Source organism: Desertivirga brevis, assembly GCF_017355835.1.
Map to the genome: position 1 here is coordinate 293,816 of NZ_JAFEWF010000002.1, position 25,322 is coordinate 319,137.

The following is a 25,322-nucleotide window of genomic DNA, read 5'->3' on the forward strand; positions in this document are numbered from 1 at the left end:
TAAAAAGCTTTTCTTTGTGAATCCAAACATTATTTAGAATAATTTTAAATAAAAAAAGTTGATATAAAAAAAGCCTCCATGATAGAAGGCTTCACTCTCTTCGAAAACGTTTACTGTAGTGTTTTCGCCAACTGAGCTACAGGAATGGTTGATGCAAACTTTTTAATCTCGTCTTCAGTTGCACTTGGTGCTTTCAATGTTAGTAAAGAAGAGTTTAAAGGCACTTGTATTTCGTAAGTAACTTTACTGGTTTCAGAATCTTTGTTGATGTTTAGTAATGCTTTATATCCTTCAAGTTTTATTACTTTCTGATTGGCATTGTTGGCAATAAACGGAAGTGCAAGAAGGGCGTTAATAGAACTAATCAAAGGCGAATTACCTATAATGTCTACTTCAGCTGACTTTTCTCCTGTTCCATAATCACGATGTATTATGATACCTGCAAAACCAGATCCTCCGCTTACATCATCATGTTTGGGATTTGAATTAAGCTCATCCATTTTTAGAGGCAGCATTTTCAGGATATCTTTCCCTGCCATAATATCTAACTCCTGAAGCATTTGTTGCATTGCAAATCTAGCCTCTTCCAGTTTTTTTCCTGAATAAGCTGTTTTTGCAGTAGAAAGATGTTTATTAAAATCTTGCGCCTGAACAGTGGAGAAGGTAACTATAGAAAATATGGTAATAAGTAAAGTTTTCATGTTATGAGTATTGATTTAGTAAATGATAAAAATAAATGGTGCCGCTGCTTATTTTTCTCCCAGAGTTTTCTTGATCTTATCAATATCAACTTGAGCCGCCGCAGTCATTAAGTCTTGTTCATTTGCGAAATTTATACCCTCATAAACAAGGAGGGAGGATTGTCCTAACGGTACGGTAAGTTTATAACCAGTACTTTCATCATATTCTATAACTGCTTTATTCCCTTTAAGACGTGTTTGTTTCCATTTCTGCTCTCCTCCGGTGGTTTGTGCATAGCCACTATTTGTTAAAAAGTGGTTCACTGCCGACATCATTACCGAATTGTTGGCGATTGTTAGGCTAAATTGCTTGTCGTCTTTCAAATATTCACGATGGATAGTTAAGCCAGCCCAGCCCCAACCATTACTGGTTACCTGGTCTTTATCTGTTTGCTTCGGTAAGCTTGCTACACTCTCTGGAAGTGATTTTAGAAGATCCTGACCGATCTCCATCTCAACACCAAGGATAGCTTGCTGAAGTGCTGAACGCGCTTCTCCATATCTAGCAGTTTTGAAAGAGCTTTCAGCTAGATTCAAGTTCTCCTTCACATCGGGAGGTGTTGTGATTAGCCCAGCACCGCCTTTATTTCTAACCGAACTGGAGTACGATCCTGAACCGCTGCCGCCTGAACCACCCATGTTTGTTCCAGGGACAGAAACACCACCTGCTACCTCTGAACCTGCAGAAGTCTTCTTTTTGCCGTTCAGTAATTCGTCCGCTTTCTTGTCGATTGTTTTGTCGGCAACTTCATTTGCCTTGTCTTTAAGTTTTTTAAGAAGTCCCTGAGCTTTTGCTGAAGGGGAAAGGAAGCCCAGCACTATTAGGCAGGCTGCGAGTGTTCGTAAGGTTTTCATAGCTATCGGCTTTTGATTGATCACTAAAGTTAGGGGTAAAAAACCAATAGTTAAAGGGTTAAGATTTTTTGCCATACAGGCAAAACGAGATTGTATAGCAGAACGCTACAGCCTGTGCAAATAATAACTTAAAGAATAATAAGTTGGAAAGAGCTCCCTGACTTATTTTTTCATGCGGAAATCTCCCTTGGGCAGTTCTTCGCCGATATCCGGAATTGGCGGCTTTTCTTTTACTTTACTTTGTATCGCCTTATCCTGTCTGACCCATAGATCTTGAAATTTCTTAAGAATCTCCAGACCTGAATAAGGCATTTTATGTATTTCAACATCTCCAACTATGGCTTTTTCTGCCTCACGCAGGTCTGTTGCCTTGAGCTCTTCCTGAGGGGGAGCTTGCCATCCTCCTATGATTGCGCCCGGACTCCAGGTTTTATTATTGATTCGGGTATAGCCGTCGTAATGATCATATTTATATGCATGAATAAACATGCCCAGCAAAACCAGTCGTCCTGGGGGAAGTAATTCAATTATCTCAATTTCAGCTCCTTCAAAGTTTGCGCCTATATTAATCTTGATCTCTTTACTGCTTAAATAGCTGGCCATAGAGGTTTTGAAATTGAAAGAGATAGCCAGAAAGCGGATTATATAATGATCTGCCGCTGGCGCTCGAAGATCTTTTGAAGTAAAAGCAGGAACTTGGACAATTACCTTTCCTTCTTCGGTTGATGTAAGCTGTGGCTTTATACGGAGGCAATCTTCCAGGAGAGAGTTCTTATTAAACTGGAAGCCGGAAAAGGTATCCGGATCACCATCGTGAATATCCCTTTCGCCTCTTCGTTTATGACTGGCGGTTTTAATACATTTTAATGTAAGAGCAGTAAGGCGGTTAGCCATACCTCCATCATTTGCTTTATAACCAGGAATAAAAAGGGCGCGAATGTTTGCAGCGGTGCTGGCTGCCAGGCCAAACTCCAAGCTGGCTTCTTTACTGGCAATAGATTGCTTCACCTTGCCAGGCTTTATTTGAGCAATCTGCATTCCCCGATATTCCCGGTAAAGAATATTATCAACTGGTCCGTGTAAAATACCTTTTTTATCAACTCTCGCCATAAGTTCTAAAGTTTGATTGAAAATGATAAAGCAATATAAAAGGTATTGTTAAAGGAAAAAATGTTTCAGATCACAATTTGGATTTCGGTTGGAATTGCCTCTTCTTATCTCCAAAGTTTATATGACCGTAACGCTTTAGACTAATAATCCTGTAATCAGTCCACTATTCACGTGAAAAAGGTGGACTCATCAGGGATTTATGTAAGAGGAAACACGCAATCATACAAAGGCTGCCAAAAAGAAGGGGGGTAAAATATTATACCCTTCCTGTCTCTAACAGGGCAGTTTTTCTTAGTGAATATTAAAATGGACCTTATTGTAACGGACTTGTTGCTCAGTGGACATTTATAAAAAGGAATTACAGTCCTTTTTAGCAGTAGCAGGTAAAATACGGAGCTGTACGCTTAGTTTTTGGATTGGTAGATTGCCAAATCCTAGGTGTTTTTGAATCAGCATTGCTATTTGATAACCAAATTTAATTCTGTTTACTGCAATTTTTTAAATGTTTTAATTGAATAAAGTTTTTTATGATGCCTCTTTCTAAACAAAACATTTTGAATTTCTTTTTTTTAGCAAGTAATAATTAGATTTGCCTTCCCAAAAATACATATTGACTAATGAGTTCAGTTGCAATCACTAAGGATACTTACCTAGACTGGTACGAGCAAATGCTTTTAATGCGCCGGTTTGAAGAAAAATCAGGACAATTATATGGACAGCAAAAGATCAGAGGTTTCTGTCACCTATACATTGGTCAGGAAGCTGTTTTGGCTGGAGCAATGTCTGTATTAGGTCCTGGCGACTCTATGATTACTGCTTATCGTGACCACGCACATGCTATGGCGCGCGGTATGACTGCAAACGAAATTATGGCTGAACTTTACGGAAAAGCAACTGGTTGCTCTAAAGGTAAAGGTGGTTCAATGCACATGTTCAGCAAAGAGAAGAAGTTCTTTGGCGGACATGGTATCGTTGGTGGCCAGATCCCTTTAGGTGCAGGTGTAGCTTTCGCTGAAAAGTATCTTGGAACAACTAACGTTAACGTGTGTTACATGGGTGATGGCGCGGTTAGACAAGGTGCTTTGAATGAGACTTTCAATATGGCTATGTTGTGGAAGTTGCCTGTGATCTTTGTTTGTGAGAACAATGGTTATGCTATGGGTACTTCAGTTCAGCGTACCACTAACATGATCGATATCTATAAGATTGGTTTAGGTTTCGATATGCCATGTGCTCCTGTTGATGGTATGGATCCGGTTGCTGTTCACAACGCAATGGATGAGGCTGTTCAACGTGCACGTCGTGGAGAAGGTCCAACTTTCCTTGAAATGCGTACTTACCGCTATAAAGGTCACTCCATGTCAGATCCCGCTAAATACCGTACTAAAGAGGAGCTTGAGAGATATAAAGCAAAAGATCCTATTGGTGTTGTTAAAGCAGCTATCGTCGAAAATAACTATGCTGACGAGGCTTGGTTCGATCAAATTGATGCTAAAGTTAAAGCTATCGTTGAGGAGTCTGTGAAATTTGCTGAGGAATCACCATGGCCAGAGCCAAGTGAACTGTACGACGATGTTTATGTTCAGTCGGACTATCCGTTCATCAAAGACTAATTAATTCAACTATAAAATAACCTGCAAGCACGTAGTTCAAAAACGAAGGTTTAAAAGTGTTTTGCAGGTTCTTTGTGGCCTTAATAAAACAAAATAACTTTCACAAAAAACTTACATAAAGAAATGGCTGAAGTAGTTCGTATGCCTAAAATGAGCGATACCATGACAGAAGGTGTTATCGCAAAATGGCACAAAAAAGTTGGCGACAAGGTAAGCACTGGTGATCTGATCGCTGAGGTGGAAACCGATAAAGCCACTATGGACTTTGAATCATTCCAGGAAGGAACTGTATTATATATTGGAGCTGAGGAAGGATCTGCAGTACCTGTTGATCAGGTCATTGCTGTTCTTGGAGCTCCCGGCGAAGACTACAAGCCGCTATTAGAAGGCGGATCTGCTCCTAAGGCAGAGGCTAAATCTGAGTCTGCTCCTGCAGAAACTGCTGCTCCGGCTGAAGAAGAAGAAGCTGGAATAGACCCTGAGTCTGTAGGTGCAACAGTTATTCGTATGCCTTTATTAAGTGATACGATGACTGAAGGTGTTATTGCAGAGTGGCACAAGAATGTTGGTGATACTGTAAAAAGTGATGATACACTTGCTGATGTTGAAACCGACAAAGCAACAATGGAAGTAACAGCTTATGCAGAAGGCACGCTACTATACGTTGGTGTAGAAAAAGGCCAGGCTGCTAAAGTAAATGATATTATTGCTATCGTGGGTAAACCAGGTACTGATGTTGCTCCTTTACTAAAAGGAGGCAAAAAAGCAGCTACCAACCCAACTGAAGGAAATAAAGCTCAGGAAACTTCTGCTGCGCCTCAACCAGCTGAAACTGCAGCGCAAACTGTAAGTTCATCTGATTCAAGGGTAAAAGCTTCTCCTTTGGCTAAGAAGATCGCTCAGGAAAAAGGTATCGATCTTTCTCAGGTGAAAGGTAGTGCAGAGGGTGGACGCATTGTTAAGGCTGACGTTGAAAACTTTACTCCGTCTGCTAAACCTGCTGCTTCTGCTGCCGCTCCTGAAGCTGCTGCGGCTCCTGCTCCAGCTGCGAAAGCTGAAAAAACAATTACTATTCCTCAGTTTATCGGGGAGGAGAAATATACAGAGAAACCAGTTACTCAAATGCGTAAGGCTATCGCCCGCTCGCTTTCTGATAGCTTGTTCACTGCTCCGCATATCTTCATTACAATGAGCATCGATATGGATAATGCTATCGCTGCCCGTGCTAAAATTAATGAATATGCACCGGTTAAAATTTCATTTAACGACCTTGTAGTTAAAGCTACTGCAATCGCATTGAAACAACACCCTGCTCTTAACTCTTCATGGTTAGGCGACAAGATCCGGATTAACGAACATGTTAACATCGGTGTTGCTGTTGCTGTTGACGAAGGGTTGGTTGTTCCGGTTGTGAAGTTTGCTGATGGTAAATCATTAACTCATATCTCTCTTGAAGTAAAAGATTTCGCTGGTAAGGCTAAATCTAAAAAGCTTCTTCCTACAGATATGCAAGGTTCAACTTTCACTATTTCTAACTTAGGTATGTTTGGTGTTGACGAGTTTACAGCGATCATCAATCCTCCTAACTCTGCAATCCTTGCAGTGAGTGGAATTCAACAGGTTCCGGTTGTTAAGAACGGAGCGGTTGTTCCTGGAAATATCATGAAGTTAACTGTTAGTGGCGACCACCGTGTTCTTGATGGCGCATCAGTAGCGGCCTTCCTTCAAACATTAAAAGCTCTATTAGAAGAGCCTGTAAGATTGCTTGTTTAATCAATCTTCGATATAAAAAAAGCGGGTCTGAATTCAGATCCGCTTTTTTTATTTTGAGTCATACCCAAAATCTATTTTACCTTTCTAATTTTCCTCTTTCTTCCAAATAATTTTTTTGCCGAACCCCAATGTGTTGTCTGTAAGCTTAATGTTTGAAAGCTCAATTGCCCAGAGATCTCCTTTCATTGTTAGCGCGATAGGATATTTCTTATAATAGGTTCTTTGTAAACTACTGAGGATCTCTCCTTCAGGTTTAAAAAATCTCCCTAATAATTGCAGGCCTCTCACCCGCGTCTTTTCAAGTTTATCTGGTAATACTGAACCGGAGACAAGGGGGTTGGATAATGCTTGCCTTATATGTAAAGTATTCTCACCTGATTTAAAGGCCAGCGTATTGAACTCTGTCGAGTAGGCATAAAAACAAATGCAGCTATAGGGCACATTATCCAAGCAAGTACAAATACTCACGGCCGTTTGAGATTTGAGGAAACTTACGATTCTTTCATCTATTCCTGTTTGTTGAACAATCTCCATACTGCTGCATTTAGTTTTCAATCAATTTTTATACTAACACAAAGAAGGCTTTTTCTTTCGGAAAAAAATATGATGTGAATCAAATCATAAGCTTTTTATTTGATCTATCAAAGTAAGTCTTTTATTTTGCCTTAACAAATCAAGGCCTTATGTCAGAATCACAATTAACATCAAAGCAGTACTTTAGACAACTAACTATTATTCATTCTGCCTTAATTATCGGGCAGCTATTGTTTCTTGCTGTTTCCTTAAAGGTAGTTTCGGATGGGGAAGTTGAGGGAAATGATGACGTATTTAAGCTTATTGCCCCCAGTCTCCTTGCTGGTGGAGCTATTATCGGTTTTTTTCTCAGACGAAGCATTTTGGCAAAAGCTCAGAAAAAGGAATTGAGAGATAAGCTTGGCGATTTCCGTACGGCTACTATTGTCCAATGTGCACTATTAGAGGGTCCCTCGTTGTTTAGTATAGTCTGTTTTTTGCTTACTGGAAATCTCCTTTTTCTTGCTCTTGTAGTAATAAGCCTGGCGTTGCAGTTTTTTGCTCGACCTACCAGAGAAAAAGTAATGACTGATTTTGTATTAAGCGATGGGGAAATATCACTTTTATATGATCCAGAAGCAATGGTTGCAGTAGACCAGAAGAAATATAGGAATTAAAATAAAGAAGGCTGAAAGGTTACCATTTCAGCCTTCATATTTTTGGTTCGTGCTGTGAGCTTATTTAATAAATGCAGCCCGTAGTTCTTCAACTTGTTCATTGCTTATTGGAACCAGGTTGCCTATGGATGCACACAAAACTAATGATTTCGCGCTAAATTCTGCAACTTCAAGATAATCGAAAGTTTGCAGAAGACTATTTCCAGTCACCAGAACGCAATCATTTTTGATAATAACCGCGGGATTGTTTTTAGCAACAAGATCAGGAATAGTGGTTTGATCCTGGAAATGAGAGCCAAAATCTACCGAAGAGACATCTTGAAGGAAGATCCAACTTTCTGGGATTGTCCTTACGTTGAAGTTCGTTCCTGTCACGGCAAAGGCCATCAGGTAAGGAGATTGGGTTAAAATGATAGAGTTGATCTCTGGATGCTTTTTGTAGATCTCCTGATGCAGGTAAGTGGTCCGGCTGGGATTCTTTCCCGGCTCGCGTTTTCCGTCTCTAATCTGAACTATGTCTTCAACTTGCATATCCCAACGAGGTATGCCGGTGGGAGTGATTAGAAAATCGTTGCCTCTCCAGCGTGTGGATATTGTACCGTAAGAACTGATCATCAATCCCTGTGTACACGCTCTTTTTACAATATTGTAAATTTCCAGGCGTTTTTCTCTTTCATCAGATGGATATTCAACTTTTTCCATCTCTGGCAATGGAGCGGGAACCTGATCTTCAAAAGCCTGGATTTGCTCATCTGTTAAATAACTAGGAGAGCCTACTGCTTTTCCATAAAGGATTGTCCTCGCACAGAACTCCAGTGTTTCGAAGCGTTCGAAAGTGTCGACCAGGTTACTTCCGCCAACAACAGTTCCATGGTTTTCCATGATCACGGCTCTATAGCCCTTAGTAAATTCTTTTGCAATTTTTGCTCCTAGTGCTTCACTTCCTGGTAATTCGTATTCGGCGTATCCAACATGTCCTACCACGTGTTGTGCCTGACTGATAATATTTGTATCGGGTATTGCTCTAACGATACTAAAAGATACCAATGCAGGAGGATGGGCGTGAATAATGGCTTTTATATCAGGTCTGATCTCATAAATGGCCTTATGAAAGGGAAATTCTGAAGAAGGCTTGTGAAGGCCTTCGATAGTTCCATCCTTTCTTACACAGACAATATCGGATGGTTGTAAACGGCCTTTGTCAACAGCGGAAGGCGAGATCCAGATATCACCGTTCTCATCCATAACAGAAATGTTTCCGCCTGATGTTGTTGTAAGTCCCCTTCTGTAAATTCTTGTCATCACTAATGCAATCTGATCGCGAGGGTGCATTAATTGAGTATTTAATATATCAGTCATATTATGGTTTTTTGCGATTGGATACTATTACAAAAGATTGGTTTTTTTTTAATTGTGAGAATGATGCTGATCATAATTTAGAACAACACCTGTCATTAACTGTTTTATCTTAGAAAGGAAAATCGCTTGGGTTCAACTGGCCTTACCTATTTCAATAAACCGTTATCTTAAAAAGCTATCAAGATTTTGAACCTGAAATACGTTAAACGGCTTTTGTTATTTGCAACCTTAATGCTGCTGGCGTTGCAAAGTGGAAGAGCTCAGTTTAAGCTGGAAAAGTTACGAAACAATGAAGCTTTTGAATTCCGGTTCATCAAAAACCTGATCATCATACCACTGATTATCAATAATAAGGGCCCCTTTAATTTTGTCCTGGATACCGGTGTGGGCGTATTCCTGATAACTGATCCTGGGTTGGTCGATTCTTTGAAACTTCCTAGATCTCTTCGCAAAATAAAAGTTGTTGGCTTTGGAGAGGGGAAGGAACTTGAGGCTAGTGTTACTGGTCATTTAGACGTTGCGGTAAGCTCTGCGATAACAGGAAGCCTGCCGGCCGCCATACTAAAAGAAGATGCTTTCGACCTTTCTTCCTATACAGGTATCCCAATTCATGGTCTGCTTGGTTATGAGTTCTTTAACAGTTTTACTGTCAGGATGAATTATGCCAATAAGATTATTAAAGTTTACAGACCGGAAGCCCGCTATGCTTTTAGGAGAGGAAAAGCTATTCCTATTATGATTGTGGCCGGTAAACCTTATGTTAATGTTGAACTATCTCTGGGTGATACGTTATTCTGGGTGAAGTTGGTCATCGACACGGGAGCTGGTCATCCACTTTGGTTGGAGAGTATTGAGGGAAAGGCTGTCAAATTGCCTCAACAAAATATAAGAGCGAATTTAGGAGTCGGTTTGAGCGGAAGGATCGATGGTTCGATGGGACGGCTTGGTACGTTAAAACTGGGTAAGTTTGAATTAAAAGAAGTTGTGGCTGCTTTTCCTGATTTCGAAGATGTGGGGTCAAAGGTATCTGCGGAACGTAACGGCAATATGGGAAATGCCGTGTTGAAGAAGTTTGAAGTGATTTTCGATTACCAGAGGAGCTTGTTATTCTTACGGCCAAATCATGATTTCAAAAAGCCTTTTGAACACGACATGAGCGGATTGGAGCTGATCTATCATTCTCCGGATTATGAAAGGTTGTTTATCGGAAGAGTTGAACCTGGTTCTGCCGGAGATTTAATTGGCCTTGGGGTAAACGATGAAATAGTAGATATTAATTTCCGAAGGGCCAAAGACTGGAATATTGATGAGATCTATCAGTTGTTCAGATCGCGCCCTGAAAGAGGGGTTTTGCTAACCGTACTTCCTAAGGGAGAAAAGAAAACACAGGTGGTATTGTTAACATTAAAAAGGAGGATCTGAGGACCCTCCCTTCTTTAGCTTTTTAAATTTCCTTCGAGATCGATATTACGGTCGAAGGGCTTTAAGTACAGATCCACTAATCGCGCGAATTCTCTCCTGGTAATAAATTTCTTAGGGTCGAATTTGCCGGATAATTTTAAGGTCCTGTTCCAACCTCTTTCTACCTCTTTGTCAAGTTCATTTCCTCGACTCCCTGCAAATTTTATCAGACTTAGTACATCTTCAACGGTTAAACGGTCTGCCTTATGATCCAGAAACCAAATTTGACTTCTGGAGTAATATTCTCTTATAGGCTGACGGATTTCATCCATTGTTACAGTCGAATCATGAAGGAAAAGAAACTGCTCGTTTTTCAATTTACCCTTCAAAATTCCGGTAACTGCAATTTTCTGAATTGACCCCGCTAGCGAATCAGTTACAGGAACATCATCAAACTTCAGAAATTGAGAATTAAATGTTACAAGTTCTCCCTGTGTTTTTCTTACGTTCAGATCTTTACTAGCAACTTTGAAAAAAGCGCAGTAAGCAGCCGCTGTTCCTGCTCCCTGCCCAACAAGCATATTGGGATTTAAGCTCTCGGCTATAACCAGAAAGTTTTCTGCATTTTGGGCCAAAAGGGCAGTTACAGGAATGCCAGCTGGGTAGTATCCCTTTACTTCGCTTATGGCAACAGAGGTTCGGTATAGTTTATCAGGATAAACACCGGTTGTTGTTTTTAGGCCACCAACAGTAACTTTAGCAAGCTTAGCTATTTCACTGTTCTTCGTCGCATCAACCACCACATCGGCTTTGATTTCCCGTTTGTCAGTGAGCTCGATCTCCCAGTTCTTTCCATCTTTCTCAATTTTCTTCACGAGCCCTTTCCTAATAACAGAGAGGTTTTTGATAGTGTCTGTCCATCCTTTGAATACTGTAGCCGTATAAGCCGGCAGCAAATTATCATTGCTCAGGTTCTTTCCTTTTTGCAAAGAATCTACTCGCTTTAAAAAATCCGCGTAAACTCCAATCTTATAAGCTTTATCAGAAGGTGTTAGGATAACCTGGTCAAGGCCATTCTGATCTATTAAAATTGTTTTAACTCCTGAATGAGCGGATTGTATTGCTGCTGCAAGCCCTGCGGGTGTGGCTCCGAAAACCACTACACCTGTTTTTTGTGCATATGACGACAAGCTTAACAGACATAATAATCCTAAAATGTATCTCTTCATTTAGTCCTTTTGATTTTTGTAATTGTTAATTTGTTTTTATTGGGAAAAAACCTTCAAATTATTTTATTCCAATTAGGAACACCTGTTCGGAAAGTTTTTCAAAGATATACGACAGATGAACGATATAAAGGATTAGTCGGTTTTCTGTCATTTAAATTAACAAAAATTAACAACATTATGAGCGCTTATGGTAACTTAATATTGCCCAGCTGTTCAGGATTATGCCGAAGCCCAGAACTGTAAGTGTCTGGGGCAAAATATCCGCTAAGCTGCTTCCTTTTAAAATTACCATTCGCATTACTTCAACAAAGTAAGTAACAGGATTTAGCCGGGTGATCATTTTGGCCCATTCGGGCATGCTATCAATGGAAGTATAAAGGCCGCTTAATAGAATAAAGATCATCATTAAAAAGAAAGAGATAAGCATAGCTTGCTGCTGATTGCTGGTATAGTTAGAAATTAGCAAACCCAGTCCAAGAATAGAGAAGAGATAAATAGCTGCAAAAGCATAAATAGTATAAAAATGTCCAAGCGGAAATATGCCGTAGAACAACCTGGCGATGGTAAGACCGATAGTGAGGATAGCCATTCCAAGGATCCAAAAGGGGATAAGTTTCCCTAATATAAAATGGTGTCTTTTTATCGGCGTAACGTTAATCTGCTCAATCGTTCCCATTTCTTTTTCCTTAACAATGTTGAGGGTAGCCAGGAAGGAGCCTACCATTGTTATAAGCACTACTAATATCCCAGGGACCATAAAGAACTTATAGTTCATCAGAGGATTGAACCAATTTGAATAGGTTATATCAATGGTAGGTTCTGGATTTAGCCTCGGAAATTGTATCCATTTCAACCGAACTTCTCTGTTGTAATCTTGTATGATCATTCCCAGGTATGCTCCACCAAGATTAGCTTTAACTCCATTGATCGCATTTACAGCCATAAAAATTTTGCTCTCGTTTTCTTTCACGAGGTCTTTTTCAAACCTTGCAGGAATAGTAAGTATCAGGTCTGATTTCTCTCGTTCGATATCTTCTATAGCACTTTTATAGGAAGCACTATAATTGGTAAGCCTGAAATAGCCAGAAGCTGTTATTTTTGAAATAAGTTGCTGCGAATACGAAGAATGGTCATGGTCTACTACTGTTAGCTTTATGTTCTTCATCTCGTAGTCTGCTGCCTGGGGAAGCAGTATTAGCTGCATCATAGGCATTATGAATATGATACGAAGGATGGAGGGATCTCTGAAGATCTGCCTGAATTCTTTCTGGAGCAGGAATTTCAATGTTCTCATGCCAGTCGGATTTTAAATTTTTTAATACTTAGCAGCAGGAAGAAGCTGGTCATGAAAGCTAAGATCAGCGTTTCCCTCCATACCGATCCCAAACCCACACCTTTGATCATTACTGACTTTACTATAAAGTAGAACCACTTTGCAGGAACGATATTTGAAATTATTTGCAGTGGCAGCGGCATGTTCTCTATAGGAAACATGAAACCGCTTAACATTACGGTTGGCAAGAACATTCCGGTAAGGGAGATAAACATAGCCGTTTGCTGCGAATCAGTCGCGGTAGAAATTAACAAACCAAGTGCGAGGGAGGTAAGGGTAAATAGAATTGCTTCCGAAACAAGAAGGATAATACTGCCGTTGATTGGTACGTCGAGTACAAATACACTTAGCAGGAGTATTGTACTTATATTTATAATAGATAAAAGCAGGTAGGGAACCGCTTTAGCGATTACGATCTTTAAAGGTTGAACAGGTGATACCAGCATTATCTCCATAGTTCCAAGCTCTTTCTCTTTTACGATAGTTATGGCTGTCATCATTGTACAGATTAACATTAATACCATAGACATTACACCAGGTACAAAGCTATATGCGCCCTTTAGCTGTGGGTTGTACAACATTCTATATTCTGTTCTAATACTATACGGAAGTTTTAGACCGTCATTCATCCTGCTCTGGTAATCCATTATTATGTTACTTGCGTAAGAATTCATAGTATTGGCAAGATTAGGGTCGGAAGCATCCGTAATAAGTTGTATCTGTGCTTTATTGAAGTGCTTTAAGTCGCTGGCGAAGTTTTGAGGAAATACAATCACCATTTTTATTTCCGCCTTCTTAAACTCAGCTTCAACTTCTTTGTAAGATCTCAACTTCTTCTGAATAGTGAAATAGTTGCTGGCATCAAGTTCAGTGGCGATAGACTGGGTAGCAGCGTCCTTTGACTGGTCAAGTATGGCAATAGATGAATCCTTTACCTCGTTAGTCAGGGCGAAGCCAAAGATAATGATCTGCACGATCGGCATCACCAGAAGGATAAACAGTGTTCGCTTGTCCCTGCTGATATGGTAAAATTCTTTTTTTACAAAGGATATAAATTGATTCATATTTTAACATTCCCTCCTTCTGTCATTCGTTCAATCTCTTATATAAAAATTCCTCACTCACTTCTTACTGCTTTCCTGGCCAGTTTCAGGAACACTTCATCCATTGATCCTGCCTGAAAGGTTTGCTTAAGGCTTTTTGGAGAATCAAGTGCTTCAATCTTGCCGTCTACCATGATTGAGACCCTGTTGCAATATTCCGCCTCGTCCATATAGTGGGTCGTAACGAAAATAGTGATACCGTTTTCAGCAGCTTCATAAATGAGGTTCCAAAATTCTCTCCGTGTTACCGGGTCTACGCCTCCCGTTGGCTCGTCAAGGAACACTATGCTTGGCTCATGGAAAATGGCAACTGAAAAGGCAAGCTTCTGCTTCCAACCCAAGGGAAGAGACCTCACCAGTTTCTTTGCTTCATTTTGGAGATGCAAGGTATTCAGCACATAAGCGGTTTTTTGTTTAATAGCCTTATCGCTCATGCCATAGATCCCGCCATAGAACTGCATATTTTCCTTAACGGTAAGGTCTTCATACAAAGAGAACTTCTGACTCATATAGCCGATGCTTCTCTTGATGTCTTCTGCTTGTTTATAGACATCAAATCCAGCAACACTTGCTTTCCCTGAGGACGGAACTGATAAACCACAAAGCATTCTCATTGCTGTGGTTTTCCCAGCACCATTAGCACCAAGAAATCCGAATATTTCTCCCTTTTTTACGTCAAAGGAGATTGCATCTACAGCAGTAAAGTTGGAGAATCGCTTAGTAAGTTTGTCTGTAATAATAACGCTCTCGGTCATCATGATTTCATTAATGCAATAAAGCAATCTTCAATTCCCGGTGTTACTTCTGATGTCACCGGATTCTTATGTCGAAATTTTAGAAATTCCTTGACATCAGCCAGGGAAGCGTTTTCTTTTAACACCAGGTGATGGTATTCTCCAAAGGCGTACGCATTCTCTGTACCTTCAAAATCCTTGAGGTCTTTGAGCAAATCAAACATCTTGTCAGACTTTACTCCAATAAGCTTTCGTTTGAAATCATTAATAATGCCTTTGGGTGAATTAATTGAAAGGATATCACCGCTTTGAATTAACGCAACCCGGTCACAGAGGCTAGCTTCGTCCATATAAGGTGTGGATACTAAAATGGTAATGCCTTGCCTTTTAAGGTCTTGTAACATATCCCAGAATTCTTTACGGGAAACAGCATCCACACCAGTAGTAGGTTCGTCAAGGAAGAGAACAGAGGGACGGTGGATCAAGGCACAGCTCAAAGCGAGTTTTTGTTTCATTCCGCCAGAAAGCTTACCCGCTTTTCTATCCTTAAACGGCTCAATCTGTGAATAGATATCTTTAATCAATTCGTAGTTCTCCTGTATGGAGGTATCGAAAATGGTTGCAAAGAATTCAAGGTTTTCAGCTACCGTAAGGTCCTGATAAAGAGAAAAGCGTCCGGGCATATAGCCAACTCGTCTTCGAATGCTTTTGAAGTCTTTTACCACATCATAGCCATCCACGGTGGCAATTCCTCCGTCGGGGACAAGCAAAGTGGTAAGGATACGGGAGAGGCTTGTTTTTCCTGCTCCGTCTGGCCCTATAATGCCAAATAGTTCTCCCCGGTTTACATCAAATGAGACTTCTTTCAGCGCCTCTGTTACGGATTTTTTGTCGCCGTATTTCTTTACCAGCTTTTCTGTAACAACTGCTTTCATAGCCTTAACAATACTTCGCCGTACATGCCAATCTTCAGGAAGCCGTCGTTCTTAACCTTAACTTTTGCAGCATAAACAAGATTGGCTCGTTCATCTTTTGTTTGTATGGTTTTAGGGGTGAATTCTGCTTTGTCTGAGATCCAAGTTAAAGTTCCAGGGTAATCTTTGTAATCGTCTGCTCCTTTATCCACACGCACAACTACCTTTTGTCCCAATTTAACTTCGGATAGTTGACTTCCGCTGATATAGGCTCTTAAGGTAATTGTGGAAAGATCTGCAATTTTATAAAGAGCTTTCCCCGGTGATGTTATTTCACCTGCTTCGGCGTATTTAGTTAAGACAGTTCCATTAACTGGATTTGTGATCTTAGCCCTTTCTATCTGATCATTGATCTGTTCCGCTCGTTTACTTAAAGGCTCACCTTCGCTCAGAACGCTTCTGTTCTGTGTAGAAACATTACTTTGCTGAACATTGATCTGTTGTCTGGTTACTGACATTTGTCTCTGAAGAACAATGATTTGTGAGTTTATATCGTCCAGCTGCTTCCCGGTTGCAGCATCTTGCTTTAAAAGATTCTCGATCCGCTTACGTTCATGAATGAAATTTGAGAGTTGGGACTGCTGTACCTTAAGCTGGTCTTGTAGTAGAATGACCTGCGGATTGACATCAGAGGTTTTTTCACGCAGCGCCCTGATGCTTGCCTCAACTTGTTCTTTCTGCAAGACGAGGTTTTCTGCATCAATACTTCCGACTACCTTATTTCGTGGAATCCCCTGTCCTTCTTCTATATCGAGTGAAATTATCTTTCCTGCTACTTCTGAAGAGACTATCACTTCGTCCGCCTCAAAAGTCCCTGTGGCATCAGCTTTATTATTGTCTGTGTTGCATGCAGCAATAAAGGCTGCCATGGTAAAAAGTAGTATTTTCTTCATTTTAATAACCTGCTATCGTGCTGTAATTTAATTGAGCTTGTAATAGTTGAAGTTGATGAGTGACGAGCATTTGCCTTGCCTGGTCTGCCGCGTTTACTTCCCTGATATAGTCGGAGGTGGTGATCACCTGATTTTCTAACTGTGCACTCGCTGCTGTTTTTACCTTTTCCCTTAAGGCTATGATCTGCTTATCCGTATCAACCAGTAATTCAAGTTTTTCAATTTCTGCTTTTTGTTGAATCAATTGGGAGTTTGTATTTAGCAGAAATGTCTCTTTTTGCAGGTCAGCAGATTTAGCGTTTATATCTGCAATCTGTTTGTCTTTTTTATAAGTATAGAGGTTGCTGATGTTCCAGTTCAACCGTAGCCCACCTATATAAAACCAGTCGAATTGATTCTCCAACATGTTCAGTCCGGGTCTGCCGTAACCACCCTGTCCGAACAGGCTGGCCTTTGGTAAGTTTCTAGATGTAATAAGCTTTTTTTGTTGAACCGCCAATAATGTCTGCTTATCATAGAGCTTGAGCTCCGGCCGTTTTATTTTTGAAACTACCTCTATTTTATTTGGCCACTCCAGCTGAACATTTATTGGTAATGCCTCACCAACAAACAGGCCCAGGGTGCGTATCAAACCTTTCCGTGATGCCATTAATTCTATCTTGCGCTGATCGGCTTTCAATAGTTCTGCCTCCAGAGAATTAAGGTTGGAACGGAATGCGACGCCATTATTTACAAGGGCTTCCGTTTTTTTATACCCTGTTTTTATATCAGCCCTTATCAAATCTGCTTGTTTCGTTTGCTCATCCAATAACAGAATACTAAGGTAGATCTGCTGAATCCTGTCCTTTAGTTTATGTAACTCAACTTCCACTTTTTCTCGTTCCACCTCCGAGTTTAATTTTTGTAGCTGTTTTTGATTGCTGATCATTCTTCCGTCAAATACGGTCTGATTCAAATCAACAACTGCTTTGTACTGATCTTTGCTCAGAGGATTGACAAAGATTCCTGGAATGGGAATATTAACACTGGTAACGTCTGATTGATAAGTTGCCTGTGCATTAAGGGAAACTTGCGGAAGGTATCCCTTAATCAAGTTTTGCAGGGTAAGATGTTCGGTTTCATCTATCAGTCGTTGTTGTTCTAACATCGGATAATGTTCCCTGGCTTTTTGCTGAATAGTCTCGAGATTCAGCTGCTGTCCCGTACTTACGATAGGAGAGAGTACTGCTATTAATCTAACCAATCTGTTTAACCAAATAGTTAATTTCATCGCAAATTTTTTTAAATTTTAAGTGCCTGTATAATAAACTGGGGCACCAGCAATTTCCGTTCTTGCATTAGCTGGAAAAACTGCTGGTCGTTAACTCCCGCTATCATTTGTAACATAGGTTTACCGATAAAGGGAAATATACACAATGACATTACATTCATTATTAGATGTGCAGGGTGAATAGGACGAATTTCCTTCTCTTCAATCGCCTTCTCCAACTGCTTCAGAAACTTTCCAATTTTCGGTTTCTCTCCGCCCCACATCTTTTTCAGGAATTCCTCTGGCTGTTTGTGCATTTCATTCATCACGAACAATGGTAGAAAGGGATTTTCGAGAACTTTGTCAATGTATTCTGAAGAAAAGGTTTCAATCTTCTCTTGCCAGCTCATATCTGAGCTGAATATTTCATTAACCCTTGGTATAAACCTTCCTACCGTTCCAGTGAAAATAACTTCAAAAAGTTTTTCTTTGCTTCTAAAGTAGTAGTGCAACAGCGCTTTATTAATTCCAGCCTCGTCTGCTATATCCTGCATTCGTGCACCAGCCATTCCTTTCGCTACAAAAACCTTCTTAGCCGCATCAAGTATCTTCTGTTCTGTCGATTTATCTGTCTCCAATTCACCAAGTAATTTAACCAGATGGTTAAAACAAAAATAGCTCCTCTTTTTCAGTTTTCAAAAAAATTATTTTCTATTTTGAGGCCCTTATTTATACGTATGATAGCAGAAATAGAACAACTTCGTTTTCCAATTGGAAAATTTAAGGCTCCAGATAATATAACTTCTAATGATATAGCGACATGGATTAATGAGCTGGAACAGTTGCCGGCGGACTTTAAAGATGCCGTAAATTTATTAAAGCCAGATCAGTTGAATACTCCGTATCGTCCCGATGGCTGGACCCTATTACAGGTGGTTCATCATGTGGCCGACAGTCACATGAATTCATATATTCGATTCAAACTGGCAGTTTCTGAAACTTCGCCCACTGTAAAGCCCTATTTTGAAGACAGATGGGCGGAGTTTGCTGATGGTAAGGAAGCGGCTGTTGAAATTTCCCTCACATTGCTGCAAAGCCTTCATTCCAGGTGGGTATTGTTTCTACGCTCCTTAAACCCGGAAGATTTCGAGAAAGGATTTATTCATCCCGAGCATGGAAAATTGATTTTACTAAAGGAGGCTTTGGGAATGTACGCATGGCATGGCAAGCACCATTTGAACCAGATCCTCCAAACCAAGAAATTACAGAGTTGGTAGAGAACGATCAGCAGTTGCGTACTAACTTGTTGTGTTGATTCAAGTCTTTGCGTTCTTCTTTTTTTATGATTTTATCATAGAAATGAGGAGCAACGGTTTCAATAAAAGGGGCGATGAATTTTTCAAAAGTATCAGCCGAAGGAATTTTTTGCTCTTCTGGCTGCTGCCGTTTCGTGGTATCTTTAACTTTTTGTCCGCCAGGAACCTTAGGGGTCTTTGACTTACAAGAGGAGTTTTCAACCTTATTACAAAGATTGGACAGATGGTGAAATGGGCATTCCCTACCATTCCCCGCATATACCAAGGTACTAGCTAACAATGTAACAAGCAGGCAGTATGAAAATAACCTTGGCATTGATCAAAGGTAGTGATAAGTATATATAAAAAGAAACCCTGAAGTGAGCACTTCAGGGTTTCTTTTTATCATTAAATCTGAATTATTGTCCCGACGCCTGACGTGCCTCAGCTTTTAATTTATCGTTGGCTACGATAACAATTTCAACACGGCGATTTTGTGCTTTTCCTGATTCGCTAGTATTATCAGCAATAGGCTCAGCCTCGCCTTTACCCACAGTTGATAAACGACTGCTCGAGATACCTTGTGACAATGCGAAATCTCTTACAGAGTTAGCGCGTTGTTGAGATAGACCCATATTAAAATCATCGCTACCAACAGCATCAGTATGACCAATGATCATAATGTTTGTCTCAGGATTGTTTTTCATTGAGGCAGCCAGGTTTTGAATATTAGTTCTTGCTGCATCTTTTAAGTCGGACTTACCTGTATCGAAAAGAATTCCTGAATTGAATTTAACGATTAGACCTTCACCTGCAGGAATTACCTCAGCTCCAGGAACATTTCTTTTAATCTCTTCCGCCTGGCGGTCCATTTTGCGCCCAATATATGCTCCGGCTACACCGCCAATTGCACCACCAACTACTGCTCCAACAGCTGTGTTGCCTGCTTTTTTACCAATAAGGGCTCCAATTGTTCCACCTGCAGCAGAACCTATAACTGTTCCCTTTTGAGTACGTGTCATTTGGCTACAACCAGTAGCGAACATTGAAACGGAAGCTAAAGCCAGGCAATAAGTAGCTATTTTAATTTTCATAGTTTTCATGATCTTGTATTTGTGTGTTTGTTAATAATTCAAAGCAAATGCCAAAAAACCGGATTTTGTACTATTTATTTGCTTGTTACCTTTAAGACAGTTAGCAATACAAAAGGTTTAATGTAATTCCGGGCCAATTTTAGTACAATAATTTCATAGGTCAAATTCTAAATGTGAAAAAGGGAATATAATAAATACCGGTACAAAAAAAGATTAAGTCAATATTAACAATTAACAATTTCTTAATATTCCGTAACATTTTGCTTAACAATACCTTAATACTTTTGATGGCATAAATCATAAGTGAACTTAGGAAATAGAAAGTTAATAATGATTTAACTCAGTAATAACGGGCACCTAACAAGTGTCAGGGTAATTTGCAAAATTAAAGAAACTTAAATGAAGAAATTAGTTGTATTGCTTTCCTTAACCGTAGCATTGGCATCTTGCGGTGGTGGCAAAAAAAATCAAGGTTCAGGCGAGGGACTATCAGGAGAGGTTAAAATTGACGGATCGAGTACTGTTTATCCTCTTTCTGAAGCAGTAGCAGAAGAATTCAGAAATGCTGAAGGCGGAATTCGGGTTACTGTTGGTGAGTCTGGAACCGGAGGAGGTTTCAAGAAATTTTCCAGAGCAGAGATCGATATCAACAATGCTTCAAGACCTATTAAAGATGAAGAGGTGGAATTGTGTAAACAAGGCGGGGTTGATTATATCGAACTTCCAGTTGCTTACGATGGTCTTGCAGTAGTGGTAAGTAAAGAAAATACGTTCGTAGACTTCCTTACTGTGGAAGAATTGAAAAAGATCTGGGAGCCGGCGGCACAGGGCAAGATTAAAACCTGGAATCAAATACGTGCTTCTTTCCCTAATCAACCAATCAATTTATACGGTGCCGGAACTGCTTCAGGTACTTACGACTACTTTACAGAGGCTATTGTAGGTAAAGCAAAGTCTTCTCGTGGTGATTATAATGCTAGCGAAGACGACAACGTTTTAGTAAAAGGAGTTTCTTCTGATAAGAACGCATTAGGTTATTTCGGTTTGGCCTATTATACAAATAATGCTGATAAACTAAAGCTTGTCCCTATTAATGATGGTGACGACTCAAATGGTAAAGGCGGTATCCTTCCAACGCCTGAAACTGTAGCAAATGGAACATATCAACCACTTTCACGTCCGCTGTTTATATATGTAAATACTAAAGCTGCAGATCGGGCTGATGTCAAAGCTTTCATTAATTTCTATCTAGATAATGCTTCATCATTATCAAAAGAAGTAGGCACAATCCCTCTTTCTGCTGAGGTGTATCCCTTAGTTAAGAAGAAGTTTGAAGCAAAAAAGGCAGGATCTGTTTTCGCTGGTGGTAAGAAAACTGTTGGTGTAAGTATGGCAGAGCTATTAAAGGCTGAACAATAATATTTATTCTACGGATAGTATAATTAGTAATTTCACAAGCTTCCTGTTGTTTTTCCTTCAGGGAGCTTGCTTATGAAATAACAAATGGTAAAAGTTAAAGAAAAAGCTATAGAGACTTTTTTGATCTTATGTAGCTTGATTACAGTTCTGACAACGCTTGGGATTATTATTGTTCTAGCTTCGGAAACCATAACGTTCTTTAAAGAGGTATCTATTGTCGAGTTCTTTACCGGCACTGAGTGGACACCTCTGTTTGCAAATAAAAAGTTTGGTATTCTACCCCTTGTTTGTGGAACTTTGCTTACAACCCTTATTGCGATTTCTGTGGCTTTGCCTCTGGGATTAACAATCGCGATATATCTAAACGAGTATGCTCATCAGAAATTTACAGCGGTAGTAAAGCCTTTGTTAGAAATCCTGGCTGCCGTTCCAACCGTGGTGTATGGATTTTTTGCATTAACCTTTGTAACTCCTCTTCTTCAGTCATTTATTCCTGATCTATCTGGCTTTAATGCATTGTCTGCCGGCTTGGTGATGGGGGTGATGATTATTCCTTACATATCATCCTTAAGTGAGGACGCTTTAAGAGCGGTACCGAAATCTCTTCGTGAGGCTGCTTATGGGATGGGATCAACGAAGTTACAAACGGCATTTAGAGTGATGGTTCCTGCTGCATCATCTGGTATTGTAGTATCCGTAATCCTGGCAATATCAAGGGCGATTGGAGAGACAATGATCGTTGCCGTTGCTGCTGGTCAGGAACCCAAGTTTACCTTCAATCCCCTTACTTCAATTGAGACGATCACAACTTATATCGTTCAAGTGAGCATGGGTGATGTCCCTCAGAACTCTTTAGAGTACCGAACGATTTTCTCAGCGGGTATGGCTTTGTTCATCTTCACTTTTCTATTAAATAACATCAGTTTCTGGATCAAGAAAAAATTTCAGGAGAGGTATGAGTAATTCACAACTAAACAGGCTTAAAAATCTTATTTTTAAGCTTTTCGCAATATTTTGTACATCGGTTGGATTAATAGTCCTGGTTGTACTTCTCTATGTGGTCATCACAGAAGGCTTCTCAAGGATCGATTACGATTTCCTAACCAACCTGCCATCCAGAAGTGCTGAAAGGGCGGGCATTTATACCGCTTTGGCAGGAATGGTTTGGATACTTGTGCTTACGGTCCTTATCGCATTTCCAATAGGTGTAGGTGCGGGACTTTATTTACAGGAGTATGGGAAGAGAAACGCGTTTACTAGTTTTATAGAAATAAATATTTCTAATTTAGCAGGTGTACCTTCTATTATTTACGGGATACTTGGACTAGAGTTGTTTGGACGATTTCTTGGATTTGGAAACAGCATTCTTACCGGAAGCTTAACACTGTCGCTTTTAGTCCTGCCATTGATTATTGTTTCGACAAGGGAGGCTGTTAAAGCAGTGCCGAAATCACTAAGAGAAGCAAGTTACGGTCTTGGTGCAACCAAATGGCAAACCATAAGCAGAGTTGTTTTGCCTTCGGCTTTTGGAGGTATCATGACTGGTCTCATTCTTGCAGTTTCACGCGCAATTGGAGAAACTGCTCCTTTGATAGTAATTGGAGCATTAGTGTATGTTCCATTTATTCCCGAAGGGCCAATGGACGAATTTACCGTATTGCCAATACAAATTTTTAACTGGGTTACTCGTCCTCAGGCAGGGTTTGTAACTAATGCTGCGGCAGCTATCATTATACTTTTAGCATTCACCTTTTTTATGAATGGTATTGCGGTAATTGTCAGAAATAGATTTAACAAGAGAACTAAGTTTTAAGAAATATAATGTACAAGCTGGAAGCAAGGAATGTAAATCTTTATTACGGAGAAAAGCATGCATTAAAGAATATCGGTATTGGTATAGAGCCGAACACTGTAACAGCTTTTATTGGTCCTTCTGGATGTGGAAAATCTACATTTTTAAGGTGCTTCAACCGGATGAACGACCTTATCGATAATGTGAAGATAACGGGGGATATTCTTATCGATGGAAGAAACGTATATAAAAGTAAGATCGACGTTGATGAACACCGGAAAAAGATAGGAATGGTTTTTCAAAAACCTAATCCTTTTCCAAAAAGTATCTATGAAAATGTTATTTATGGTTTGAGGATAAATGGCGTCAAGGACAAGACTTTGCTCGACGAAAGTGTGGAACGTTCGTTAAAGCAGGCTGCATTATGGGATGAGGTTAAGGATGATTTGAAAAAATCTGCTTTATCCTTGTCAGGAGGACAGCAACAACGTCTTTGTATCGCCCGTGCTATGGCTGTAGAACCTTCGGTGATCCTGATGGATGAGCCCGCTTCGGCACTTGACCCTATATCAACGTCAAAGATAGAGGAACTGATTTATGAGCTTAAAAGCAAATATACCATTGTAATTGTTACTCATAATATGCAGCAAGCCGCACGAATAAGCGATAAAACTGCGTTCTTCTATTTAGGAGAATTGATAGAGTATACCGAAACACCTAAAATGTTTACTAACCCTGATAAAGAACAAACTCAGAACTACATAACCGGTCGTTTTGGGTAATAAGGAAGGAATTAAATTATGACTCATTTAGAAGAAGAGTTAAATAAGCTCCGCGGGGAGATGATTGAGATGGCCAACCTGGTCAGGTCTCAAATAGAAAAGAGCCTTACAGCTCTTATTGACGAAGACGTTGATCTTGCCCGCGAAGTCATTTTTAACGAAAAGCGTGTTAATGCAATGGAATTGTCTATAGATAAGGATTGTGAAAATATCCTTGCCCTATTAAATCCATTTGCCAGCGACATGCGTTTCGTTTTTGCTACGCTAAAGATCAATACTAATTTTGAACGTATTGGCGATAGCGCAGAAGGAATAGCTAAATATATCCTGCAATCGGGAAAGTGTTTCGATGAGGAACTTTTGAACGACTGTCGCTTCAATGAGATGGCAGATATTGTTAAAGAAATGCTCGATTCTATTGGTAGGGCTTACGAAGGAAATGATGCTAAACTGGCGCGAACAGTTTTCAAGCAGGACATGATCCTTGATGAGATTAACAAAGCCTCTACCGACAATATCGCTGTATATATTAATAAAAGGCCTGAGAATGTTTACCAGGCACTGTACCTGTTAACTGTGATCAGGAAACTTGAAAGGGTAGGAGATCATATTACCAACATTGCCGAGGAAATCATATTCCATCTTGAAGCAAAAGTTTTGAAGCATATCAAAAAAAGTGTCGAGGACGACGAATAGTATAAGTAGATTAAAAAGCCATTCTTCCTGGTAGAATGGCTTTTTAATCTACAGCTCAATTCCCCTTTCTTTTTTAAACTCATCAAGAGTTTTATTGATCTTATAAGGAAAACTATAAGGAAACTTGCAAGTTGATTTATCCAAGGTTATCTTCTTAGTATCAGTTAAGGTATAGGAAGAATCTGCGACATTGAAGTTTTGATCGAAGAACTTCACGAGATTTTCCATTGCCGCCCCCTTTGTACATTCGCTTCCAAAAAAATTGTTTTCTCTTTGGAAAGCAAATAGTTTCCCATCTTTATCGAAATAGCTTTTGTAGGCAATGAACCAATCGTCTTTCGGACTAAACGGTAGCTCGGCGACATAAAGTATCTTCCCTTCTTTATCTTTAAAGACATTATAAGTAGCTTCCAGGTTCTTTTGATTCCTCGCTTCCTCCCTCGAAATCAAGCCTGCCTTTTCCTTGACTTTTACGTATACTATCAGGGAACCTGCATTGATCATACTATCTACCGTATATTTCTTATTCTTTAATGATGAAACATTTTTATCTGCTTTTGGAGAGGAGCAGGCATAAAGAGCACTCATTGTAGTAATCAACAAGTAGGCAAGCTTTTTCATTCAGGTTATTTCTTTTGGATCGGGCTAATATACTATTCCTTGTGATGAGCAGGAAGCAAAAATTCAG

At 39.9% G+C, this 25,322-nt stretch carries 26 protein-coding genes; 10 read left to right on the forward strand and 16 right to left on the reverse strand.

All coding sequences use genetic code 11. The features are described from left to right. Positions 1–110: 110 nt before the first annotated feature. The 3 genes from J4N25_RS09135 to J4N25_RS09145 all read right to left on the reverse strand — a co-directional run bounded on the left by J4N25_RS09135 (position 111) and on the right by J4N25_RS09145 (position 2,705). Positions 111–701: a hypothetical protein gene (locus J4N25_RS09135; RefSeq protein WP_207421887.1), complete on the reverse strand. Its 591-nt coding sequence runs from the start codon at positions 699–701 to the stop codon at positions 111–113. Positions 702–749: 48 nt separating this feature from the next. Continuing rightward, a complete protein-coding gene (locus J4N25_RS09140; protein WP_207421888.1) occupies positions 750–1,595 on the reverse strand; it encodes a hypothetical protein in 846 nt (281 codons plus the stop codon). 162 nt (positions 1,596–1,757) lie between these two features. Then, on the reverse strand, positions 1,758–2,705 hold the full coding sequence (locus J4N25_RS09145; protein ID WP_207421889.1) for a hypothetical protein: 948 nt from the start codon (positions 2,703–2,705) through the stop codon (positions 1,758–1,760). 617 nt (positions 2,706–3,322) lie between these two features. Here J4N25_RS09145 and pdhA point away from each other — a divergent pair. Further along, the gene (gene pdhA, locus J4N25_RS09150; protein ID WP_207421890.1) at positions 3,323–4,318 is read left to right on the forward strand and encodes a pyruvate dehydrogenase (acetyl-transferring) E1 component subunit alpha; all 996 of its coding nucleotides are present in this window, start codon (positions 3,323–3,325) and stop codon (positions 4,316–4,318) included. A gap of 123 nt (positions 4,319–4,441) precedes the next feature. Then, entirely contained in the window at positions 4,442–6,091 is a 1,650-nt protein-coding gene (locus J4N25_RS09155) for a dihydrolipoyl dehydrogenase family protein (RefSeq protein ID WP_207421891.1), read from the forward strand. A gap of 84 nt (positions 6,092–6,175) precedes the next feature. Here the strand turns inward: J4N25_RS09155 and J4N25_RS09160 are convergent, their stop codons facing one another. Next, on the reverse strand, positions 6,176–6,625 hold the full coding sequence (locus J4N25_RS09160; protein ID WP_207421892.1) for a pyridoxamine 5'-phosphate oxidase family protein: 450 nt from the start codon (positions 6,623–6,625) through the stop codon (positions 6,176–6,178). Between the two features lie 149 nt (positions 6,626–6,774). Between J4N25_RS09160 and J4N25_RS09165 the strand changes: the two genes are divergently transcribed. Then, on the forward strand, positions 6,775–7,281 hold the full coding sequence (locus J4N25_RS09165) for a hypothetical protein (RefSeq protein WP_207421893.1): 507 nt from the start codon (positions 6,775–6,777) through the stop codon (positions 7,279–7,281). A 60-nt stretch (positions 7,282–7,341) separates the two neighbouring features. Here the strand turns inward: J4N25_RS09165 and J4N25_RS09170 are convergent, their stop codons facing one another. Beyond that, the gene (locus tag J4N25_RS09170) at positions 7,342–8,640 is read right to left on the reverse strand and encodes a class II aldolase/adducin family protein (RefSeq protein ID WP_207421894.1); all 1,299 of its coding nucleotides are present in this window, start codon (positions 8,638–8,640) and stop codon (positions 7,342–7,344) included. 186 nt (positions 8,641–8,826) lie between these two features. On the opposite strand from J4N25_RS09170, the gene J4N25_RS09175 reads away from it, so the two are divergent. Beyond that, a complete protein-coding gene (locus tag J4N25_RS09175; RefSeq protein ID WP_207421895.1) occupies positions 8,827–10,062 on the forward strand; it encodes an aspartyl protease family protein in 1,236 nt (411 codons plus the stop codon). 14 nt (positions 10,063–10,076) lie between these two features. On the opposite strand, the gene J4N25_RS09180 is transcribed toward J4N25_RS09175, so the two are convergent. From J4N25_RS09180 to J4N25_RS09215, 8 genes are all read right to left on the reverse strand, one after another. Further along, entirely contained in the window at positions 10,077–11,270 is a 1,194-nt protein-coding gene (locus J4N25_RS09180; protein WP_207421896.1) for an FAD-dependent oxidoreductase, read from the reverse strand. Between the two features lie 175 nt (positions 11,271–11,445). Then, positions 11,446–12,564 (reverse strand): ABC transporter permease, encoded by a 1,119-nt coding sequence (locus J4N25_RS09185; RefSeq protein ID WP_207421897.1) that lies wholly within the window; start codon positions 12,562–12,564, stop codon positions 11,446–11,448. Beyond that, positions 12,561–13,667 carry an ABC transporter permease gene (locus J4N25_RS09190; RefSeq protein ID WP_207421898.1) on the reverse strand — a complete coding sequence of 369 codons (1,107 nt, stop codon included), beginning with the start codon at positions 13,665–13,667 and terminating at the stop codon, positions 12,561–12,563. Before J4N25_RS09190 ends, J4N25_RS09185 begins: the two co-directional genes overlap by 4 nt. A 53-nt stretch (positions 13,668–13,720) precedes the next feature. Beyond that, on the reverse strand, positions 13,721–14,464 hold the full coding sequence (locus J4N25_RS09195) for an ABC transporter ATP-binding protein (RefSeq protein WP_207421899.1): 744 nt from the start codon (positions 14,462–14,464) through the stop codon (positions 13,721–13,723). Beyond that, positions 14,461–15,375, reverse strand: a complete 915-nt coding sequence (locus tag J4N25_RS09200; RefSeq protein WP_207421900.1) for an ABC transporter ATP-binding protein — start codon at positions 15,373–15,375, stop codon at positions 14,461–14,463. The genes J4N25_RS09195 and J4N25_RS09200 overlap by 4 nt, the downstream gene beginning before the upstream one ends. Further along, positions 15,372–16,307, reverse strand: a complete 936-nt coding sequence (locus J4N25_RS09205; protein ID WP_207421901.1) for an HlyD family secretion protein — start codon at positions 16,305–16,307, stop codon at positions 15,372–15,374. The genes J4N25_RS09200 and J4N25_RS09205 overlap by 4 nt, the downstream gene beginning before the upstream one ends. Before the next feature lies 1 nt (position 16,308). Next, on the reverse strand, positions 16,309–17,577 hold the full coding sequence (locus tag J4N25_RS09210; protein WP_207421902.1) for a TolC family protein: 1,269 nt from the start codon (positions 17,575–17,577) through the stop codon (positions 16,309–16,311). 11 nt (positions 17,578–17,588) lie between these two features. Beyond that, positions 17,589–18,194, reverse strand: coding sequence for a TetR/AcrR family transcriptional regulator (locus J4N25_RS09215; protein ID WP_207421903.1), 606 nt, complete (start codon positions 18,192–18,194; stop codon positions 17,589–17,591). 99 nt (positions 18,195–18,293) lie between these two features. On the opposite strand from J4N25_RS09215, the gene J4N25_RS09220 reads away from it, so the two are divergent. Continuing rightward, positions 18,294–18,833, forward strand: a complete 540-nt coding sequence (locus J4N25_RS09220; RefSeq protein WP_207421904.1) for a YfiT family bacillithiol transferase — start codon at positions 18,294–18,296, stop codon at positions 18,831–18,833. A gap of 7 nt (positions 18,834–18,840) precedes the next feature. Here J4N25_RS09220 and J4N25_RS09225 read toward each other — a convergent pair whose 3' ends face one another. Continuing rightward, the gene (locus J4N25_RS09225) at positions 18,841–19,188 is read right to left on the reverse strand and encodes a hypothetical protein (RefSeq protein ID WP_207421905.1); all 348 of its coding nucleotides are present in this window, start codon (positions 19,186–19,188) and stop codon (positions 18,841–18,843) included. An 82-nt stretch (positions 19,189–19,270) separates the two neighbouring features. Then, on the reverse strand, positions 19,271–19,954 hold the full coding sequence (locus J4N25_RS09230; protein ID WP_207421906.1) for a YiaD family glycine zipper/OmpA-like lipoprotein: 684 nt from the start codon (positions 19,952–19,954) through the stop codon (positions 19,271–19,273). Between the two features lie 390 nt (positions 19,955–20,344). On the opposite strand from J4N25_RS09230, the gene J4N25_RS09235 reads away from it, so the two are divergent. From J4N25_RS09235 to phoU, 5 genes are all read left to right on the forward strand, one after another. Beyond that, positions 20,345–21,364 carry a PstS family phosphate ABC transporter substrate-binding protein gene (locus J4N25_RS09235; protein WP_207421907.1) on the forward strand — a complete coding sequence of 340 codons (1,020 nt, stop codon included), beginning with the start codon at positions 20,345–20,347 and terminating at the stop codon, positions 21,362–21,364. Positions 21,365–21,448: 84 nt separating this feature from the next. Continuing rightward, positions 21,449–22,327 carry a phosphate ABC transporter permease subunit PstC gene (gene pstC, locus J4N25_RS09240; RefSeq protein ID WP_207421908.1) on the forward strand — a complete coding sequence of 293 codons (879 nt, stop codon included), beginning with the start codon at positions 21,449–21,451 and terminating at the stop codon, positions 22,325–22,327. Next, positions 22,320–23,177 carry a phosphate ABC transporter permease PstA gene (gene pstA, locus J4N25_RS09245; protein WP_207421909.1) on the forward strand — a complete coding sequence of 286 codons (858 nt, stop codon included), beginning with the start codon at positions 22,320–22,322 and terminating at the stop codon, positions 23,175–23,177. Before pstC ends, pstA begins: the two co-directional genes overlap by 8 nt. A gap of 8 nt (positions 23,178–23,185) precedes the next feature. Continuing rightward, positions 23,186–23,938, forward strand: coding sequence for a phosphate ABC transporter ATP-binding protein PstB (pstB, locus tag J4N25_RS09250; RefSeq protein WP_207421910.1), 753 nt, complete (start codon positions 23,186–23,188; stop codon positions 23,936–23,938). Positions 23,939–23,956: 18 nt separating this feature from the next. Continuing rightward, the gene (gene phoU, locus J4N25_RS09255; protein WP_207421911.1) at positions 23,957–24,634 is read left to right on the forward strand and encodes a phosphate signaling complex protein PhoU; all 678 of its coding nucleotides are present in this window, start codon (positions 23,957–23,959) and stop codon (positions 24,632–24,634) included. Between the two features lie 48 nt (positions 24,635–24,682). Here the strand turns inward: phoU and J4N25_RS09260 are convergent, their stop codons facing one another. After that, positions 24,683–25,255, reverse strand: a complete 573-nt coding sequence (locus J4N25_RS09260) for a hypothetical protein (RefSeq protein ID WP_207421912.1) — start codon at positions 25,253–25,255, stop codon at positions 24,683–24,685. Positions 25,256–25,322: the final 67 nt, after the last annotated feature.